19 protein-coding genes are annotated in these 18,205 nt (G+C 60.3%); 6 read left to right on the top strand and 13 right to left on the bottom strand.

Features of this window, described 5'->3' with window-relative positions; all coding sequences use genetic code 11:
* Window position 1: 1 nt before the first annotated feature.
* The 4 genes from CYD26_RS20860 to CYD26_RS20875 form a co-directional block, all read right to left on the bottom strand.
* Window positions 2-799 carry an ABC transporter permease gene (locus tag CYD26_RS20860; RefSeq protein WP_102053510.1) on the bottom strand — a complete coding sequence of 266 codons (798 nt, stop codon included), beginning with the start codon at window positions 797-799 and terminating at the stop codon, window positions 2-4.
* Window positions 786-1,628, bottom strand: a complete 843-nt coding sequence (locus tag CYD26_RS20865; protein WP_065760420.1) for an ABC transporter permease subunit — start codon at window positions 1,626-1,628, stop codon at window positions 786-788. Before CYD26_RS20865 ends, CYD26_RS20860 begins: the two co-directional genes overlap by 14 nt.
* Window positions 1,625-2,431 (bottom strand): alkaline phosphatase family protein, encoded by an 807-nt coding sequence (locus CYD26_RS20870; protein WP_102053511.1) that lies wholly within the window; start codon window positions 2,429-2,431, stop codon window positions 1,625-1,627. The genes CYD26_RS20865 and CYD26_RS20870 overlap by 4 nt, the downstream gene beginning before the upstream one ends.
* Window positions 2,432-2,550: 119 nt before the next feature.
* Window positions 2,551-3,615 carry an ABC transporter substrate-binding protein gene (locus tag CYD26_RS20875; RefSeq protein ID WP_065760418.1) on the bottom strand — a complete coding sequence of 355 codons (1,065 nt, stop codon included), beginning with the start codon at window positions 3,613-3,615 and terminating at the stop codon, window positions 2,551-2,553.
* A 356-nt stretch (window positions 3,616-3,971) separates the two neighbouring features.
* On the opposite strand from CYD26_RS20875, the gene phnR reads away from it, so the two are divergent.
* On the top strand, window positions 3,972-4,685 hold the full coding sequence (gene phnR / locus CYD26_RS20880) for a phosphonate utilization transcriptional regulator PhnR (RefSeq protein ID WP_099775534.1): 714 nt from the start codon (window positions 3,972-3,974) through the stop codon (window positions 4,683-4,685).
* Here phnR and CYD26_RS20885 read toward each other — a convergent pair.
* Together CYD26_RS20885 and CYD26_RS25260 are read right to left on the bottom strand one after the other, a co-directional pair.
* Window positions 4,682-6,835: a mechanosensitive ion channel family protein gene (locus CYD26_RS20885; protein WP_371917254.1), complete on the bottom strand. Its 2,154-nt coding sequence runs from the start codon at window positions 6,833-6,835 to the stop codon at window positions 4,682-4,684. The two genes, phnR and CYD26_RS20885, sit on opposite strands and share 4 nt — an antisense overlap.
* 41 nt (window positions 6,836-6,876) lie before the next feature.
* On the bottom strand, window positions 6,877-7,041 hold the full coding sequence (locus tag CYD26_RS25260; protein ID WP_167524074.1) for a hypothetical protein: 165 nt from the start codon (window positions 7,039-7,041) through the stop codon (window positions 6,877-6,879).
* Between the two features lie 267 nt (window positions 7,042-7,308).
* Between CYD26_RS25260 and CYD26_RS25035 the strand changes: the two genes are divergently transcribed.
* Together CYD26_RS25035 and CYD26_RS20890 are read left to right on the top strand one after the other, a co-directional pair.
* Window positions 7,309-7,746 carry a hypothetical protein gene (locus CYD26_RS25035; RefSeq protein ID WP_145991803.1) on the top strand — a complete coding sequence of 146 codons (438 nt, stop codon included), beginning with the start codon at window positions 7,309-7,311 and terminating at the stop codon, window positions 7,744-7,746.
* 60 nt (window positions 7,747-7,806) lie between these two features.
* Complete coding sequence (locus tag CYD26_RS20890) at window positions 7,807-8,508, top strand: hypothetical protein (RefSeq protein WP_145991804.1); 702 nt, start codon at window positions 7,807-7,809, stop codon at window positions 8,506-8,508.
* A gap of 218 nt (window positions 8,509-8,726) precedes the next feature.
* Here CYD26_RS20890 and CYD26_RS20895 read toward each other — a convergent pair whose 3' ends face one another.
* From CYD26_RS20895 to minC, 5 genes are all read right to left on the bottom strand, one after another.
* Window positions 8,727-10,016: a M18 family aminopeptidase gene (locus CYD26_RS20895; protein WP_065760414.1), complete on the bottom strand. Its 1,290-nt coding sequence runs from the start codon at window positions 10,014-10,016 to the stop codon at window positions 8,727-8,729.
* 133 nt (window positions 10,017-10,149) lie between these two features.
* Entirely contained in the window at window positions 10,150-10,785 is a 636-nt protein-coding gene (locus CYD26_RS20900) for an RluA family pseudouridine synthase (RefSeq protein ID WP_065760413.1), read from the bottom strand.
* Window positions 10,786-10,875: 90 nt separating this feature from the next.
* Window positions 10,876-11,130: a cell division topological specificity factor MinE gene (minE, locus tag CYD26_RS20905; RefSeq protein ID WP_065760412.1), complete on the bottom strand. Its 255-nt coding sequence runs from the start codon at window positions 11,128-11,130 to the stop codon at window positions 10,876-10,878.
* A 3-nt stretch (window positions 11,131-11,133) separates the two neighbouring features.
* Window positions 11,134-11,946: a septum site-determining protein MinD gene (gene minD / locus CYD26_RS20910; RefSeq protein WP_065760411.1), complete on the bottom strand. Its 813-nt coding sequence runs from the start codon at window positions 11,944-11,946 to the stop codon at window positions 11,134-11,136.
* 96 nt (window positions 11,947-12,042) lie between these two features.
* Complete coding sequence (minC, locus tag CYD26_RS20915) at window positions 12,043-12,783, bottom strand: septum site-determining protein MinC (RefSeq protein ID WP_065760424.1); 741 nt, start codon at window positions 12,781-12,783, stop codon at window positions 12,043-12,045.
* Between the two features lie 120 nt (window positions 12,784-12,903).
* On the opposite strand from minC, the gene CYD26_RS20920 reads away from it, so the two are divergent.
* Window positions 12,904-13,836, top strand: a complete 933-nt coding sequence (locus CYD26_RS20920; protein ID WP_065760410.1) for a lipid A biosynthesis lauroyl acyltransferase — start codon at window positions 12,904-12,906, stop codon at window positions 13,834-13,836.
* Window positions 13,837-13,878: 42 nt separating this feature from the next.
* Entirely contained in the window at window positions 13,879-15,030 is a 1,152-nt protein-coding gene (locus CYD26_RS20925) for a patatin-like phospholipase family protein (protein WP_102053513.1), read from the top strand.
* On the opposite strand, the gene CYD26_RS20930 is transcribed toward CYD26_RS20925, so the two are convergent.
* Together CYD26_RS20930 and CYD26_RS20935 are read right to left on the bottom strand one after the other, a co-directional pair.
* Window positions 15,031-15,816 carry a VacJ family lipoprotein gene (locus CYD26_RS20930; RefSeq protein WP_102053514.1) on the bottom strand — a complete coding sequence of 262 codons (786 nt, stop codon included), beginning with the start codon at window positions 15,814-15,816 and terminating at the stop codon, window positions 15,031-15,033.
* The gene (locus CYD26_RS20935; protein WP_099775529.1) at window positions 15,809-17,107 is read right to left on the bottom strand and encodes a serine/threonine protein kinase; all 1,299 of its coding nucleotides are present in this window, start codon (window positions 17,105-17,107) and stop codon (window positions 15,809-15,811) included. The genes CYD26_RS20930 and CYD26_RS20935 overlap by 8 nt, the downstream gene beginning before the upstream one ends.
* A gap of 236 nt (window positions 17,108-17,343) precedes the next feature.
* Here CYD26_RS20935 and CYD26_RS20940 point away from each other — a divergent pair, with 236 nt between their 5' ends.
* Complete coding sequence (locus tag CYD26_RS20940) at window positions 17,344-17,715, top strand: hypothetical protein (RefSeq protein ID WP_065760406.1); 372 nt, start codon at window positions 17,344-17,346, stop codon at window positions 17,713-17,715.
* The last annotated feature ends 490 nt before the right edge of the window (window positions 17,716-18,205 follow it).

The raw sequence follows: 18,205 nt of genomic DNA on the forward strand, positions 1-18,205 counted from the left end.
ATCACGACTTGTCCTTGTTCAGGCGGTTGGCTGCCCAGGTCAGCACCAGCACAAAGAGGAAATAGGAAATCACCAGGGCGCTGTTGAAATGGCCGCTGCTGTTACGCATGTTGTTGAGGTACACCTGCAGGGTTTCATAGCGCGTGCCGACCAACAGGTTGGCGAAGACGAACTCGCCAAACAGGAACGAGAACGACAAAAGCAGCGCGACCATCAGGCCCTTGCGCAGGTTGGGCAGTACCACCAGCAGCGCGGCCTGAAAGGTACTGGCGCCGAGTAGTTGGGCGGCGTCCATCAGGTCACGCAGGTTAATGGCTTGCAGGTTGTTGGTGATTGCCCGGTACATGAAGGGCAAGGCCACGGTGAAGTAGCAACCGATCAGGATCCATGGCGTACCGACCATCGCCAGCGGCCCCGAGCCATAGAGCTGCAGCAGGCCCACCGAGGACACCACCGGCGGTACCGCGAAGGGCAACAGGATGAGGATGTTCATCAGCGCGTCGAGCCGGGGGAAGTGGTAATGCACCACGAACAGCAACGGCAGAATCAGCAGTACCGAGAGAATCAACGCCCCCACGCATACCAGCAGCGATTGGCCGAATGCGGCAAGAAAGCGCGGGTCGCTCCACAAGGCCAGGTACCACTTGAGGGTCAGCCCACTGGGCAGAATGCTCGCTGACCAACTGGTGGCCAGGGAGTAGAGCAAGGTGCCGGCCAGGGGCAACAGCAACAGCAGAAACAGGGCGTAGACCACCAACCGATGATAGAGGTGGGTCGAAGCGGATTCAGCGCGCGACATGGTAGCTCCTCTTCAGCAGCCATTGGTGGACCAGGGTAACCAGCGTCATCAAGCCGACCAGGATCATGGCCAGGGCACTGGCCAGGTTCGGGTCCAGGGAGATGTCGCCTGCGACCAGCGCGGCGATGCGGATCGGTAACACGTTGAAGTTGCCGGTGGTCAAGGCGTACACCGTGGCGTAAGCCCCCAGCGCGTTGGCCAGCAGGATCACGAAGGTTCCGAGCAGGGCCGGGGTCAGCACCGGCAGGCCGATGTGCCGCCAGTACTGCCAGGCGTTGGCACCGAGCAACTCGGCGGACTCACGCCAGTCTTCACGCAGGGCGTCAAATGCCGGGTAGAGCAGCAGCACACCCAGCGGGATCTGGAAGTAGGTGTAGAGGATGATCAACCCGCTTTTGGAGTACAGGTTGAAGTCTTCGATGATCCCGGCCTGCTTTAGCAGCATGGTCAGGGCACCGTTGAAGCCCAGCAGGATGATGAAGGCGAAGGCCAGTGGCACCCCGGCGAAATTGCTGGTCATGTTGGCGAAGGCGTTGACGAAGTCGCGCAGCCGCGAATCGACCCGGCGCAGCGAGTAGCTGCCGAGGATGGCGATCAGGATGCCGAACAGGCTCGACCAGAAACTGATCTCCAGGCTGTGCTGGATAGCCTGGCGGTAGAACTTCGAGTTGAACACCTTGCTGAAGTTGTCCAGGCCCCAGCCACTTTCGGCCTGAACACTGTGTATGGCGACCCAGGCCAGCGGGGCAATTTGAAAGACCAGGAAAAACACCGCAAAGGGCAGCAGGCAGAGCAGCGCCAGGTATTTACCGCGAGTGAGGGCGTTCACGTGAGTAGCTCCCGGCACACCGGCTTGTCATGGGCAATGCCCATCAGCTCGCAAATCGTGCCACACAACTCGGTCTGCAAGGGTTTGGCGGCAGGGTCGAGGCTGAAGGCATCGCCAAACACGAACAGCGGCACTTCGCGCTCTTCAGGCAGCAGGCCATTGTGCGAGTGGTCGTTGTTCATGCCGTGGTCAGAGGTGATGAGTACCTGATAGCCACTGTCGAGCCAGCCTTGCAGATAGTCGGCCAGCAGGATGTCGGCGCCGCGTGCACTGTTACGGTACTGACGGCTGTCCAGCCCGTGGCGATGGCCGGCGTCGTCAATGTTCATCGGATGCACGAGCAGGAAGTTCGGTGCATGCCGGCGTCGCAGGTACTCGGCATCGGCAAACAGGTGCGAGTCCGGGTAGTGATCGACGTAATAAAACAGGCCGTGTTGAATCGGCAGTTTCGGCGAGTGCGTGTGGCGATCACGCAACGGGTCGAACGGTGAGCGGTTGTACAGTTCGCTGACCCAGTGGTAGGCCGCTGCCGCCGTGCTCAGGCCTGCTTCGTGGGCGTAATGAAAGATGCTGCGCTGCGTGGACAGGCGCGTGACGTTGTTGTGAACAATACCGCTGTCGATGGGGGCTACGCCGGTAAGGATGCACTCATACAGCGGGCGGGACAGTGCCGGCAGCTCGCATTCGAGGCGGTACAGGGCTGCACGGTCGGCTTCGACATAGGCATGCAGGTGGCCCATGGCGTGATGTGCGACCTGATAGTTGAGGCCATCAAGCAGGACCAGAATGACGTTGTGTTTCATGATTTCTCCGAAGTACGCGGGAGGGCTTCATCGCTGGCAAGCCAGCGCCCACATGAGCCTTGTGGGAACTGGTTTGCCGGCGATCGGGGCGACACGGTTTCCCGGTTGCGCCCACAGCCTCACTCCATCTCGATGATCACTTGCTCCTGCCACATCTGCGGCAGTTTCTTCGAGGTGGCTTCCCAGGCCGCGGCATCCTTGATCGGCTGAGCGGCCTTGTACTGCTCATTGGGCAGCAGCTTGGCCTGTACATCGGCGGGCAGTTTCAGGTGCTCGGCACGAATCGGCCGGGCGTTGCCGCGGGCGAGGTTGGTCTGCCCGGCATCGCTGAAAATGTATTCGCGGGTCAGTTTGGCGGCATTGGGGTTCTTGGCGTACTTGTTGATGATGGTGGTGTAGCCCGAGATCACCGAGCCATCTGCCGGGATCAAGACCTCAAAGCGCTTCGGATCGATCTGTTCGCGGTAGCTCAGGCCGTTGAAGTCCCAGACCACGCCCACTTCCACTTCACCCTTTTCCAGGGTCTGGATGGTGGGGTTGGCCAGCGACAGACGCTTCTGCTGCGCCAGCTTGGTGAACAGTTGCAGGCCCGGCTCGAGATTCTTCTCGTCACCCTTGTAAGCGATGGCGGCAGCCAGTACACCGTTGGCCGCCTGGGCGGCGGTGCCAACATCACCGATGGCGACCTTGTACTTGCCCTTTTCCAGGTCATGCCAGGTTTTTGGCATGTCGGCTTCCTTCACCAACTGTTTGTTGATGATGAAGGCGATCGTGCCGGTATAGGCCAGCGCCCAATGGCCATCCTTGTCCTTGGCCCACGCAGGCACTTGATCCCAGGTGCTGGGCTTGTAGGGTTGGGTCACGCCCTTGGCTGCGGCAATCGGGCCGAAGGCGGCGCCAACGTCGCCGATATCAGCGCTGGCGTTGTCTTTTTCTGCCTCGAACTTGGCCACCTCCTGAGCCGAACTCATGTCGGTGTCCATATGCTTGAGGCCATACTTGCTGGCCAGGTCTTCCCAGGTTCCTTTCCAGTTGGCCCAGGCGTCTGGCATGCCTACGCTGTTGACCGCGCCCTCTTTACGGGCAGCGTCCTCCAGGGCTTTCAGGTCGGTACCGGCGGCCATCGCCGAGGTGCACAGGGCAATGGTAGAACCTAACAGTGACGCCAGGAAAAGCTGTTTCATCCGAAGCTCCTTATTGGGTGCCTTGCAAAACGCATGGGGTGTTGGACGTTGTTGCGATTCGGTTGGTCTAGGTCAGCAATACCTGAGCCAAGGTAGGCCGGGTGCATGACATTTTGATGTCGCTGCGGGTTGTTCCGGCATGGCAGCTGGCTCTGAAAATACAGCGTAGACCAGATTCAAGTGCTTGATCCGCAACGCCTGAAGGCCTTGTTCGAGAGGGTTTTGATGACCGTTGAGCGGTAATGTCATCTGGCGTTCATCTGCATTGCCTAGTCTTGCAGTATTCCCGTGCGCCCCTTTCTGAGCGTTTTACTGCTCAGTATTGGCGCTGGACTAGTCCAGATAGGTAACCTTTGATGCGTCCACTGCCACCACGCGCAGTAACAGCCATATGCCAGGCGTTGCAGGAACAGATCGAGCACGGCCTGCTGGCCGCCGGTTGCAAGTTACCGGCCGAGCGCAAGCTCAGCGAAGTGTTCGACACGACGCGTATTACCCTGCGTGAAGCGCTGGTGCAGCTTGAAGCCCTTGGAGTGATCTACCGTGAGGAGCGTCGTGGCTGGTTCGTTGCACCCGAGCGATTGACCTATGACCTGATCGAGCGTAGCCACTTTCACGCCATGGTGCGCGCCCAGGGACGGGTGCCGGCTACCGAGTTGTTGTCGGCACGTCTGCAGCCTGCGCCCGCCGCGATTTGTGCGCGCTTGCAACTGTCGCCGCTGTCCAGCGTGATTCAGATCTGTCGGTTACGGCGTATCGACGGGCGTGCGGTGCTGTATGCCGAGCACTACCTGAACCCTGAGTACTTTCCGGATATCCTCAGCTTCGACCTGGGCCAGTCATTGACTGAGTTGTACGCCGAGCACTACGGGATCCAGTACGGCCGGGTGTGTTTTGAAATTCTGCCTACGGCATTGCCCGTCGCCGCGGGTATGGCCCTGAAAGTATCGTCGGGCAGCCCCGGGCTGCAGATCACTCGGGTCAACAGCGATCAGCACGGGCGCTTGATCGACTGCGACCTGGAGTATTGGCGGCATGATGCGATTCGCATTCGAGCCGATGCCGGTTAAGCGTTGTTGCCCTCGGCACCGCCACCGGCGGTGATCACCTGCACCGACAGGCGCGGAGTGGCCAGGTCCAGGCCGGCTTCATCGAGCTCGCGCTTGAGCGCCAGGTTGAACGCCCGTGAAACCTCCCACTGTTTGATCGGTGCGGTCTTGAACCGCGCCCGCAGGATGGCCGAGCCAGATTCGAAGCTCTCCACGCCTTGCAACTCCAGCGGTGACCAGATGCTGCGGCGTTGCAGCGGGTCGTTGCGCAGCTTCTGGCCAACATCGCGAACCAGGCTGATGGCCTGATCGATGTTCATGCTGTGGGGAATGGCGATGCGGAAAATCGCGTAACCAAACTCCCGCGAGTAGTTCTTGATACTTTTGATCTCGCTGAACGGGATGGTATGGACGATACCGTCGATATCGCGCAGGCGTACGGTACGGATAGTCAGGCCTTCGACGGTTCCCAGGTGGCCGCCGACATCGACATAGTCGTCAATGGCCAGGGAGTCCTCGATGATGATGAACAGGCCGGTGATCAAATCGGCCACCAGCGACTGCGCGCCGAAACCGATCGCCAGGCCGATGACCCCTGCACCCGCCAGCAGCGGGGTGACGTTCATGCCCATGTTGGCCAGGGCGACGATCACCGCAATGATGAAAATGGCCACGAACAGCACGTTGCGGATCAGCGGCATCATGGTTTGTGCACGGGCATTGGCCGCGCCTTTGCGTGAGCGCGTCAGGGCATGGTGCACGGCGGTATCGCTGAGTATCCACACCAGCCACGCGGCGAGCAGCGTGCCGCCCAGGCCAAGCAGGCGCATGGCGGCGTCATGGCCGTCGCCCTCGGCGAAACCGATCAGCGAGAAGCCCCAGACCCGAAGCCCCAATTCGATGAACAGCAGCCAGATCGTCAGGTGTACCAAGGTGTAGCCAAAACTTTTGAGCCGCTCGTAGTAGAGCGGTTGGCGGCGGTTGCTCCGGTGCGGTTTTGCAGCATGGCGACGGACCAGGCCGTTGATCACCATGCACAGCACCAGCAGTACGGCGCACATCAGCGACTGACGCAGCGCGGTACTGGTGTCGCCTGCGGAAACAAAGGTGGCAAACAATGAGATGGCCACCAGCACCAACGCCGGCAGGTACCAGAAACTGCCGAGAATCTCGATGGTGTCGCTCAGGGCACGGCGGGTCAGGCGACGCGACAGCGGTTGGTTGCGGATCAGGTGAGCGATAGGGCGCCGGAAACGCAGGATGAACAGCCCGCTGGAAAGGGCTGCCAGCACATTCGCCAGCGTTGCCAGGCTATGCGCCAGGTGGGTGCCCAGCGCAGTGGCCAGGCGCGGATCGTTCATCGCCTCACCGAACGCGGCAAAACTGCCGATCAGCCACAGCGGGCGGAACGCGCGGCGCCGTAAAATGTGCAGCGCATGATGGCGGTGCGGGCCGTCGAGCAAGGAAAAGGCAATCACGCAAATGGCCGAGAAACAGGTACCGACCACCAGCGCATAGGCCAGCACCATGGCCATTGACTTGCCCAGTGACGAGGGCAGGGCAAAACTCAGGTACAGGGTGATGATCAGCGCCACCAGCCAAGGGCCAAGCTTACGCAAGGCGAAGCGCACCATGTCCCAGGTTTTGGGGTGATGGGGGAGTTCCTCGGTCAGGCCGAAGCGTAGCCGCACCCGATGCCCGACCCAGATAAAACCGTAAGCCAACAGGCTCCAGAGGGCGATGACCGCGGCAAAGCCGAACAGTATGGCGGGCAACTCTTTCACCGGCACCATCAGGGCGGCCAGCTCCTCCTGAGCCTGGTCCAGCTCCCGCGACCACCGCGTGAAGGGGCTGGCATCACCACTGAACTGCTTCTCGAGGCTGGCCACGGTGTTGCCAATCACCCCCAGTACGCCTTGCTCTACCGACGGCTGCGCCTGTTTGGTGCTGTCGCGCAGCTTCTTCAGATCGGCCAGCAAACTGGCACGTTGCTGATCGTTTTCCAGGCGCTTGATGACCTCGTCCAGGGACTGGCTCAGCGGCTCGGTGGCTTCGGGCTGGGCTTTGCTACTGCCGAGCAAACCCGGCAAACCTGCTGCCTGTGCCAGGCTGACGGGCGCCAGCAGTATCAGAAACAGCGCGAAAAAACGGAAAAAGGCAGGCACTGGCAAATCGACCTCAGGCAATCAATCGCCCGAGTGTAGTGTATTTGTCAGTTCAGTTTCTCAAGGATCTTCCAGGCCATGATGCCAATCATGCCCAAGGTTCCGATCCACATCATCAGCACCCCGATATTGCGCTCACGCATGTTGAAACCGACGGTCAACAGGATCAGGCCGGCGATCACCGGGAGGAACATCATCTGGAACTCTGACATGTGCAAGAACCTTCTCAAAGCGTGGAAATTCATGGGGCAAGCATAGGCCGGAATCGCTGGGCCGGGGTTGATGGAGGTCAGCGTGGGCACGGCCCGTGCTGATTCTAACAGCAGAGAAATTTCCTACATCGATATCAGACCGCGTCTGATACAGCGCCCAAGGCTTCCTGCCGACTGGTTAAAAGCGTCATGAGCGATCGATGAATCGCCCCGGCACGGACATGCAGCAACAGCTGCGTGTCGTTAACCTTTGAATGGATGTCGCGAATGATAAATATCAAGAAAGTGTTGTTGGGTTCTTTTGTGGTGTTGGGGTGTACGGTGGGTGGGGCGGTACAAGCGGCCAATCTGGCGACTGTGACAGTTGTAAATGAAACCAGTGCAGAAGCTGTGTACGGCTATGAGTATTTTTTTGGAAGTGTTAATCCCCTGCCTACAAATATTAAACCGAATTACAGTATTGGGTTCGTTCATGCCAGTGGAAGTGATATCGCATCCGGTATGCGATTTACTTACGCAGTGGGCTCGAAAATATGCCGGTTCTCGGCGTCGCACTTGGTTGAAATGCATCTGGGCGGATACCTGCCTAGTTGGAAGAAAGATGCAGTGTCTATTGGTTCGAGCCGTGCAACCTGTACCGCAACATTGGTAAAGGCAGACTCGAATCTTCCCTTCAATTATTCCGTGCAGTTCTCTATTAAGTAGTCGTTCGGCGAGGCACTTGAATAAGTGCCTCGTTGTATTGGAGCGGTTGGAGGGAGCAATATGAAAATAGGCACAATTCCATCATCGGTAGCCATTGTTAGAACGCCACCAAAACCAGCACCCACAGAAGACCTTTCAACCTCAAATACGAAGGAAAGCGTGAGCCTCTCGGCGGAGGGGGTGAAGTTGAGCGCCAGCATGGCGCAGGTCGATGGCCAGAATGATCAAGCCAGGGATAAATACGAAAGAGTTTACGGTGCTCATGGCCTTGGTAAAACGGCTTGGTTGCGGGTGAGGATGTACGGCGCAGAGGCTTTCAAACAGTCAGAGGTATCGGCAGAGAGCTCGCCTGAGCAACTGTCTCGAAAGCAGAAGTCCTTTGAGTTCCTACTGTCCATTCATGAAGGAAGGGGGAGGCCGGATAATCCATTTGCAGGGCTGTCCCGTTCGGAGCTTGTGGCGATCGTAGAAGACGAAAGCGGTGAATATACGGATGAAGAGCGTTATGTAGCGGATTATGCAAAGGATGGGCTGGATTTCGAGTGTTTTCAGGCAGCAGCCAGCTTTATTTTTTCTGCGGGTGATGCGCGCCCGGTTTATCGCGGCTACATGGAGTTACTGGACAACCTCAGCCCTGTAGAGCGTTTGCGATATCCGGCGGATGATCGTGAAAAAGTTGAACGCCTGCTTGCCCAGGAAGAACAACGCCTTGGCAAACTCCCTGCCGAGTTCTCCATTTGGGAACTTATGGCACAGAGTTGATGTGTTTCAGTGGTTGGCCCGGCAAAAGGCAGCATCGCAGGCAAGTCTTGCTACCACAGAAAATGCAGTGTTCTGCGTAGATCCCTGTGGGAGTAGGCTTGCCTACGATGGGATCAACGGCCTGTCAGCCAGTGCGCGATACGCGCATCGCTGGCAAAGCTTGATCCCACACGGCCCGGTTCAAATACCCAGCAAGGCCTGCTTCTGCCTGCCGGGTGTTACGGCAGGTCGCGGCTGCGGTAGAACGCCGTCAGTACTTTCACCAGATGCGCCAGGTCATGGCTGCCGCACAGCTCGCGAATGGAGTGCATGGCAAAGGTCGGCAGGCCGATGTCGACGGTACGCACGCCCAGGTGGCTGGCGGTGATCGGGCCGATGGTCGAGCCGCAACCCATGTCGCTGCGTACCACGAAGCTCTGCACCGGCACTTCCTCGGCCATGCACAGATGGCGGAAGAAACCCGCGGTTTCGCTGTTGGTGGCGTAACGCTGGTTGTTGTTGACCTTGATCACCGGGCCGGCGTTGAGCTTGGGGCCGTGGTTGCCGTCATGCTTGTCGGCGTAGTTCGGATGAACGCCGTGGGCGTTGTCGGCCGAGACCAGCAGCGAGCGCTGAATGGTCCGGACGAAATCATCGCCGTCAGGCAGCAGGCGACGCAGGGTTTGTTCCAGCATCGGGCCATCGGCACCACAGGCCGAGGAAGAGCCGACTTCCTCGTGGTCATTGCACACCAGCACACAGGTTTCGTCACTGTCGGCGGCGAGCAGGGCTTGCAGGCCGGCGTAGCAGGACAGCAGGTTGTCCAGCCGCGCCCCGGCGATAAAGTCGCCGTTCAGGCCAACCAGCGCAGCGGTCTGGGTGTCGTAGAAGCTCAGTTCGTAGTCCAGCACCACGTCGGCGTTCAGGCCGTGCTCACGCGCCAGTTGATCGGTGAGCAGGGCGCGGAAGTCTACGCGCTCGTCGCCGGCCACCTGCGCCAAAATAGGCGGCAGCTCGGTCTGGGCGTTGATTGCCCAGCCCTCATTGGCGGCGCGGTTGAGGTGGATCGCCAGGTTGGGGATCACCGCAATCGGCAGCTTGAAGTCGATCAGTTGGCTTTCAACCTTGCCGTCACGGCGGAAGGTTACCCGCCCGGCCAGGGACAGGTCGCGGTCGAACCACGGCGCCAGCAGCGCGCCGCCGTAAACTTCCACGCCCAATTGCAAGAAGCCCTGGCGTTGCAGTTCCGGCTGTGGCTTGACCCGCAGGCACGGGCTGTCGGTATGGGCGCCGACCAGGCGGATACCGTCGATCAAGGGCGAGTGTCGACCGAGCTTGAACGCGATGATCGAGGAGTCGTTTCGGGTCAGGTAGTAGCGGCCGCCAGCGGTGGTGGCCCAACTGTCGCGCTCGTCAAGGCGCTGGAAACCCGCCGCTTCAAGGCGTAAAGCAAGGCCGGTGGTGGCATGGAACGGCGTGGGGGAGGCCTTCAGAAAATCGATCAGGCCTTGATTCAGAGCATCGCGCATAAGTCACTCCAGACAGCAGTGGCGCGAGTTTAACGTATTGCTTGGGGATTGGGGCGGCCCGAATCGCCAGTAAGGTCGGCTCCAGCAAGGGGGCTGGAGCTGGCCTTGCCAGCGATAGAGGCGATGCAATCGATCAGAACGGCGCCGGGCACTCGAAGCGCAAACGCTCGCCGGTCACCGGATGGGTAAAACTCAGCATGCTTGCATGCAGGCACAGCCGTTCATGGGCCGCCAATGCTTCGGGGTTGGCGTACAGGCGATCGCCCAGCAGCGGATGGCCGATGGAGAGCATGTGCACGCGCAACTGATGTGAGCGGCCGGTAATCGGCGTCAGCTCAACCCGGCAATGGTCACCGCAACGCTCGACGATACGCCAGAAGGTCAGCGCATGTTTGCCCTGTTCATGGTCTACCACATGGCGTGGCTTGGTTGGCGGGTCGTAGCGCAGGGGCAGGTCGATACTGCCGCTGTCCAGCTCCGGTTGCCCCCAGCACAGTGCGGTGTAGGCCTTCTCGGTTTCCCGGTCATGGAACTGTCGTGACAGCTCGCGGTGGCTGTCGGCATCACGTGCCAGCAGGATGATCCCGGAGGTTTCCCAGTCCAGGCGATGGACGATACGGGCTTCCGGGTAGCCGTTTTCCTGCAGGCGGGTAATCAGGCAGTCGCGGTTGTCCTCGGCGCGGCCCGGGACGGACAGCAGCAGGGTCGGTTTATTGACCACCAGGACAGCGGCATCCTGGTGCAGGATGTGGACGTTGGACAGCGGCATTGCGTGCTCTCTGTAAACACCAACGGCGACCGTCGAGCCCTCGCAGTGCGAAGGCCCGGCGGCCGCCGTGGTGGCTTGCCCGGCTGCCTGTTAGCGGTCGGGCAGGGTGATGTTGAGTTCCAGGATCGAGCAGCTGCCCTGGTTTTCCAGAGCGACCTGCACATCATCGTTGCCGATGTTGACGTACTTGCGGATCACCTCCACCAGTTCCTTCTGCAAGGCTGGCAGGTAGTCCGGGGTACTGCGCTGACCGCGCTCGTGCGCCACGATGATCTGTAGACGCTCTTTCGCAACCGAGGCGGTACTTACTTTTTTGCTGGCACGAAAGAAGTCAAAAAGGTTCATTGATTAGTTGCCTCCAAACAGGCGCTCGAAGAATCCCTTCTTCTGTACATCGAGGAAACGATGCTCCACGGTTTTGCCCAGCAAGCGGTCAACGGTATCGCTGTACGCCTGGCCAGCGTCGCTCTGGTCATCGAGGATGACGGGAACGCCCTGGTTGGATGCCTTGAGCACCGCCTGGGATTCAGGGATAACGCCCAGCAGGGCCACGGCGAGAATTTCCTTCACGTCTTCGACGCCGAGCATTTCGCCCTTGCTCACGCGCTCTGGATGGTAGCGGGTGATCAGCAGGTGTTCCTTGATTGGGTCTTCGCCGTTTTCGGCGCGGCGCGACTTGCTCGCCAACAGGCCCAGCATACGGTCGGAGTCACGTACCGAGGAGACTTCCGGGTTGGTCACGACGATCGCTTCATCCGCGAAGTACATGGCCAGGTGGGCACCTTTCTCGATACCGGCCGGCGAGTCGCAGACCACGTAGTCGAACGAGTCCTTGAGTTCCATCAGGACTTTTTCGACGCCTTCCTGGGTCAGCGCGTCCTTGTCACGGGTCTGGCTGGCCGCCAGTACGTACAGGTTTTCAAGGCGCTTGTCTTTGATCAGGGCTTGTTGCAGGTTGGCTTCGCCGTTCACGACGTTGACGAAGTCATACACCACGCGGCGCTCACAGCCCATGATCAGGTCAAGATTACGCAGGCCGACGTCGAAGTCGACGATGACTGTCTTGTGGCCACGCAGAGCGAGGCCGGTACCGATAGCGGCGCTGGTGGTGGTCTTACCCACACCACCCTTGCCGGATGTAACCACGAGAATCTTGGCCAAGGTGTATCACCCCTAAAGAAAAAAGGACGTTCAGTCCCAAAAAATACAAAACGGCAACGTCGAAAAAAGTTGCGCGGAAAATGGCGGCAGTATCCGTTAAAGACGGGTGATGTTCAACACGTCGCCGGACAGGCTGACCTGTACCCCGGCCCCCCACAGCGGATCGCGGCGCAGGTCTTCGGAGACCTTGTATTGCCCGGCGATCGAGACCAGTTCAGCGGTCATTTGCTGGCAGAAAATCCGCGCCTTGGTGTTCCCCTTGATCCCTGCCAGGGCGCGTCCCCGCATTGCCCCGTACACATGGATATTGCCGTCGGCAAGAAGTTCCGCCCCCGGGCTGACCGATGAAATCACCACCAGATCGCCGCCCTGAGCATAGATCTGTTGGCCGCCGCGTACAGGCGAAGTGATGATTTTGGTCGGTTTTACCGCAGGTTCTGCCGGTGGTTCGGGCTTTTTCTTCTCGACCACCGGCTCTGGCAGCTCCACGGGCCGCTCGCGAGCGCCGGAAGGCGGCAGCACGGGCAGGTCGATGGCTATCGCGGCAGCAATGTCCTCGATACGGCTGGCGCGAATCGCCAGGGTGCGCAAACCGTGCTGACGGCAGACGCGCATCAGCCCCGGCAGGTCCACGGCGCCCTCACTGGCGGGCAACTTGTCCAGGGCCAGTACCAGCGGCGTATTGCTGAAGAAATTGGGGGCCTGGGCAACCTTGGCGGCCAATTGCCGATCCAGGCCCTCAAGGTTGTTTTGCGCAAGCTCAAGCACAGTAATGGCGAGCATGCTGCCCTTGAGCTGGAACACGGGTTCTTGGTCGGGCGTCTGAGTTTGGCTCATGGTCTGCATCGGGCGACTTGTTACGAAAAAGTGCCCAGACTTATAACGAGATCGTTCGTTAGCCGCAACCCGCACCGAACCGTTGTAGAATGCGCGGCCTTTGTCTTTCCGGAATCTTGAATGGATCGCCCGCGTTTTCGTCCGTATTTTTTGCACCCGCGCTTTTGGCCTTTGTGGCTGGGCTTGGGCCTGCTCTGGCTGATCGTACAGTTGCCTTACCGGGTATTGCTGGCTATCGGCCGTGGCCTCGGGCTGGCCATGTACCGCGTCGCTGGCGAGCGTCGGCGTATTGCCGCACGCAATCTCGAGTTGTGTTTCCCCGAGCTGTCGTCCGACGAGCGGACTCGCCTGCTCAAGGAAAATTTCGCCTCTACCGGTATCGCATTCTTCGAGATGGCCATGAGTTGGTGGTGGCCAAAAGCCCGTCTGGCGCGCCTGGCGCATATCGAAGGGCTGGAACACCTGCAGGCCGCGCAGCGTGATGGCCAGGGTGCCATCCTGATGGCGTTGCATTTCACCACGCTGGAGATCGGTGCGGCCTTGCTTGGCCAGAAACACACCATCGACGGCATGTACCGCGAACATAAGAACCCGCTGTTCGACTTTGTTCAGCGCCAGGGGCGCGAGCGGCACAACCTCGATTCGCTGGCGGTGGAGCGTGAAGACGTGCGCGGTATGCTCAAACTGCTCCGTGCCGGCCGGGCGATCTGGTACGCGCCAGACCAGGACTACGGCGCCAAGCAGAGCCTGTTTGTGCCGCTGTTCGGCATTGAGGCTGCGACCGTGACGGCAACCACCAAGTTCGCCCGCCTGGGCAAGGCCAGGGTGATCCCCTTTACCCAGCAGCGCCTGGCCGATGGCAGCGGCTACCGGCTGGTGATCCATCCGCCGCTGGCCGACTTCCCGGGTGAGACCGAAGAAGCCGATTGCCTGCGCATCAACCAGTGGGTCGAGGCCTCGGTCCGTGAATGCCCTGAGCAGTATCTCTGGGCGCATCGACGCTTCAAATCGCGGCCACCAGGGGCGCCGAAGCTTTACGAAAAACGGCGTTAGTCCATATACGGACTTTCCAGCGAGTTCTCAGGGAGCAACAGCATGGCAGCAGCAGAACCGGTCACCGGTCTGATCCTTTCCGGCGGCGGGGCCCGTGCCGCTTATCAAGTCGGGGTGCTGGCCGGGATTGCCGATCTATTGCCAGCGGGTGCTGCCAATCCCTTCCCGGTGATTGTCGGTACCTCGGCCGGCGCCATCAATGCCGTCACCCTGGCCAGCGGCGCCATGCAGTTTTCCGAGACGATTCACAAGCTCACCGAGCTTTGGCAAGGCTTTCGCAGCAGTCAGGTGCTGCGCAGTGATTGGCCAGGCGTGGTGCGCCAGGCTGCGCGCTTTGTCTTTCACAGCCTGTTGGGGCTGGGTAGGCCAGTACCGGTTGCGTTGCTCGACAGCTCCCCGTTGCGCGGTCTGCTCAATACGCATTTGAACCTGAACGGCATTACCACGGCGATCGAGCAAAAGCACCTGCACGCCGTGGCGGTGACTGCCTTCGGTTACGAGTCGGGGCAGGCCGTGACCTTCTACCAGGGGCGTGGTGCTATCGACCCTTGGTTGCGCCACCGACGCATCGGCATGCCCACGCGCTTGACCATCGAACATCTGCTGGCCAGCTCGGCGATCCCCTTGCTTTTTGCGCCGGTCATGTTGGGCCAGGAGTTCTATGGTGATGGTGCGGTGCGCCAGTCGGCGCCGATCAGCCCGGCGCTGCATCTGGGTGCGAACCGGGTACTAGTGGTCGGGGTCAGTGGTAACCCCCAGCAGCCAGCGGTACCTCACCCGCATCAGCGTAGCTTCAGAGGCCAGCACCCGAGCTTGGCGCAAATTGGCGGGCACATGCTCAACAGCACCTTCATCGACAGCCTGGAAGACGACCTGGAGTTACTGCAGCGGCTTAACCACCTGAGCCACCTGTTGCCGTCCGAGCGACGCCCCAAACACTTGGGGTTGACGCCGGTGGAAGTGCTGGTGGTCGCGCCCAGCCAGCCGCTGGATGAAATCGCAGCCCGTCACCGGCGCGAGTTGCCAGCGGCGTTGCGCCTGTTCCTGCGTGGGCCGGGGGCGACCAGGACCAGCGGCGCCGGAGTGCTCAGCTACCTGCTGTTCGAGGCCAGCTACTGCAGTGAGCTGATTGAACTGGGGCGGCGCGATGCCCTGGCCAAGCGTTCGCAGCTCAGCCGGTTTCTCGGGCTCTGATCACTCATTGATCTGCAGTTGCCGTGCTGCCGTGTAGACGTAGCGCACTTTCTCATACTCGAACGGCGAGTTCGTCTGGCCATAGCGGAAACTGGTGGTGTAGCGCTTGTCGACCGCCCGTAGCACGACCAGTTCCGGGTGATTGCTGCTGACCTCGGCAACGTTGAGGAAGTTGATCTGCGTCTCGCCGCTATAGTCCACCACCAGTCCGCCGGTATCACGCAGGTTGGACGGCCCGAGGATCGGTAGCATCAGGTAGGGGCCTTCGGGCACACCATAGAAGCCCAGTGTCTGGCCGAAGTCTTCGCTTTGGTGCGGAAGGCCCATTTTGGTGGCCGGATCCCACAACCCTGCGACCCCAATCGTGGTGTTCAGCAACAGGCGTGCGGTGACCTCCATCGAGCGCTTGCCCTTGAGCTGCAACAGGCTGTTGAACAGGTTAGGTACATCGCCCAGGTTGCTGAAGAAGTTGCTTACGCCGCTACGGACGAAGCCCGGCGTAATCGCCTGATAGCCGTTGACCACGGGCAGGAACACCCACTGATCGAAGCGGTAGTTGAAGTGGTACACCCGGCGATTCCAGGACTCCCATGGGTCGTAGACGTTCAGGGCGGTGAGCGTCGAACGCTCAAATTCGCGCTGGTCCAGGCCTGGGTTGAACTTCAGGGTCTTGAGCGGCTGGGTAAAACCATCCGCGTCCGCCGTACGCGTCTGGTTCGAAGGGCCGCCGGCCTGGGCCAGGCCGGCGGTGAACAGCGCCGATAGGAATAGAAGTTTTTTAACCACGGAAAAACTCCAGCATGGCGTCGCTGTTGACGCGGTAATTGATGTTGCCGCAATGGCCTCCATGTGGGTAAAGCGTCAGGCGGTCACCAAAGGTGCTACGCAGAAAACCGATATCGCCGGGGCCGAGGATCACGTCGTCGGCGTTGTGCATCACGGCGATTTTCGAGCTGCCCTTGAGGTAGTCCTTCAAGGCATACAGGCTGACCTGATCGATCAGTTGCAGCAGGCTGCCGCCGTCGGTACGGGCACGCCACATCGGGATGACCTGCTCAGTCAGGTAGCAATCGAAGTCACACTGCAGGGCGCGCTTGAAGAAGGGCGTCAGGCTACTGCCTTCGGTGATCGGGTACTTGGGCGGGGTGATCAGGCCGCGGCGGTTGATCAGGTCCGAAGTGAAGGCAATATCGGCCGCGGAAAAGCGGAACGAGGTACCAATCACCATGGCCATCTGCTCGTTGGACAAATGCTGGCGCGACTGCTGGAAGTCGTAAAGCAAGGCATCGTTGAGGTCGATGTAGCCCTTTTGCTGGAAGTAACGGGTCAGCTTGCCCAGCACCAGCTCGTAGAACGTGGTGCTGTTGTTGATGCCCTTGACCTGCGTCTGCACCAACTTGTCGAGGTTACTGACGGAGGTATAGAGGTTCACGGGTGGGTTGAGCAGCAGTACGCGCTTGAAGTTGAAACTGCGTCGGGTTTCATCCAGATGACTGACAAACGCCGCATCCAGGGCGCCGAGGCTGTAGCCGGTGAGGTAGAAGTCGGTAATGGGCAAATGTGAGTGCTGAGCCCTTACTGCTTGCATCACCCGGTACATGTCTTCGGCGTCGTCCTTGGAAACCCCGGGGGTGGCGAAGCGCGAAGCCGAGGTCATGAAGTCGAAACTCGTGGGCGACGACAACTGCACTACATGGTAACCGGCCTTGTAGTAGAGCTTCTTCAGGTACTCGTTGAGGCTGCTGTTGTAAGGCGCACCGGTGCCGGCAATGAGGAAAATCAGCGGTGCGGGATGGTCCTGGCGGGCCATGCGATAGCGCAGTTTTTTCACGGGCCAAAAATTGTCGGGCAGGCTGAACGCCCGCTCAGGCCTGAGATTCAGGCTGTAATCGGACTGACGGATATCCTCATCACTGGGCAGCTCCGGGCGCAGCTCGGGCGGGGTCGAGGCGATAGTCGCTTCAAAGGGATTGGTCAGTGGGTAACCGTAGCTGGCGGCATCGATATCGGCCGCCAAGGCGCACGCACTCAGCAGGAGGCCACCCAACAAAGTGGCAAGGTGCAGTGATCGAAGCATGACGAGTCCCCGGAAAATACAAGCGAAATGCGCAGGTTAGGACAACCCTGAGGCTGGCAAAGTTGCCAAGCGGTGTTGCATTCATCGCAGCCGATAGTGCCGTTGCGGCATCTGTTGCTGCAACAACAGGTTTGATTGGTCATACGGGTAAAGTAGCCCAGGCTGGCGCTTTCGCCTTGCATAGACCGTTTGGACGATTATGCTGGGTGCCGATTTTCAGTATTTTGGAGTTGCGCATGCCCCGCTTGTTACCGTTTGTCGCTTTGCTGGTTTTGCTGCCGTTGTGGCTGGCCGCAAGCTACGGGGTGCGTTACGTGTTGATGGAAGACCCACAGTGGGTTGGCCTGTGCCTGGAGCAGGCGACGACCTGGTCGTGTCAGGTGCGTTCGACGTTGGGTTTGATGATCCACTGGCGGGTACTGGCCTGGACGGCGTTGGGCCTGGCACTGCTGGCGATGCTGATCCCGGGGCGGGCCGGCTGGCGCATGGCGGTGTTGGCATTACTGTTCGGGATTCCGGCCTTGGTCTTGTACACCGCCAGTATGGCCGTGTTTGCCGTGGTGCTGGCGGCGTTGCGCCTGGTTAGGCAGGCGCCGCGTACCCCCTGAGACCGTGTTGAGCCTATCGCAGGCAAGCCTGCTGTGGCAGCCAAACGCCGCGAACTCAAGGACACCCCACCGACGCCATCGCAGGCAAGCCAGCTCCAACAGCGCCCGCGCAACCTGTAGGAGCGGGTCTTGCCCGCGATACAAACGCCGCGTACTCGCTGACACCCCACCGACGCCATCGCAGGCAAGCCAGCTCCAACAGCGCCCGCGCAAGCTGTAGGAGCGGGTCTTGCCCGCGATGCAGCCACCGCGAACTCAAGGACACCCCACCGACGCCATCGCAGGCAAGCCAGCTCCAACAGCGCCCGCGTAACCTGTAGGAGCGGGTCTTGCCCGCGATGCAGCCGCCGCGAACTCACTGACACCCCACCGACGCCATCGCAGGCAAACCTGCTCCAACAGAGCCCGCGCAACCTGTAGGAGCCGGGCTTGCCCGCGATACAAACGCCGCGAACTCACGGACACCCCACCGACGCCATCGCAGGCAAGC

It is taken from the genome of Pseudomonas sp. FFUP_PS_473, assembly GCF_002858665.1.
In the GTDB taxonomy this organism is placed as follows: domain Bacteria; phylum Pseudomonadota; class Gammaproteobacteria; order Pseudomonadales; family Pseudomonadaceae; genus Aquipseudomonas; species Aquipseudomonas defluvii.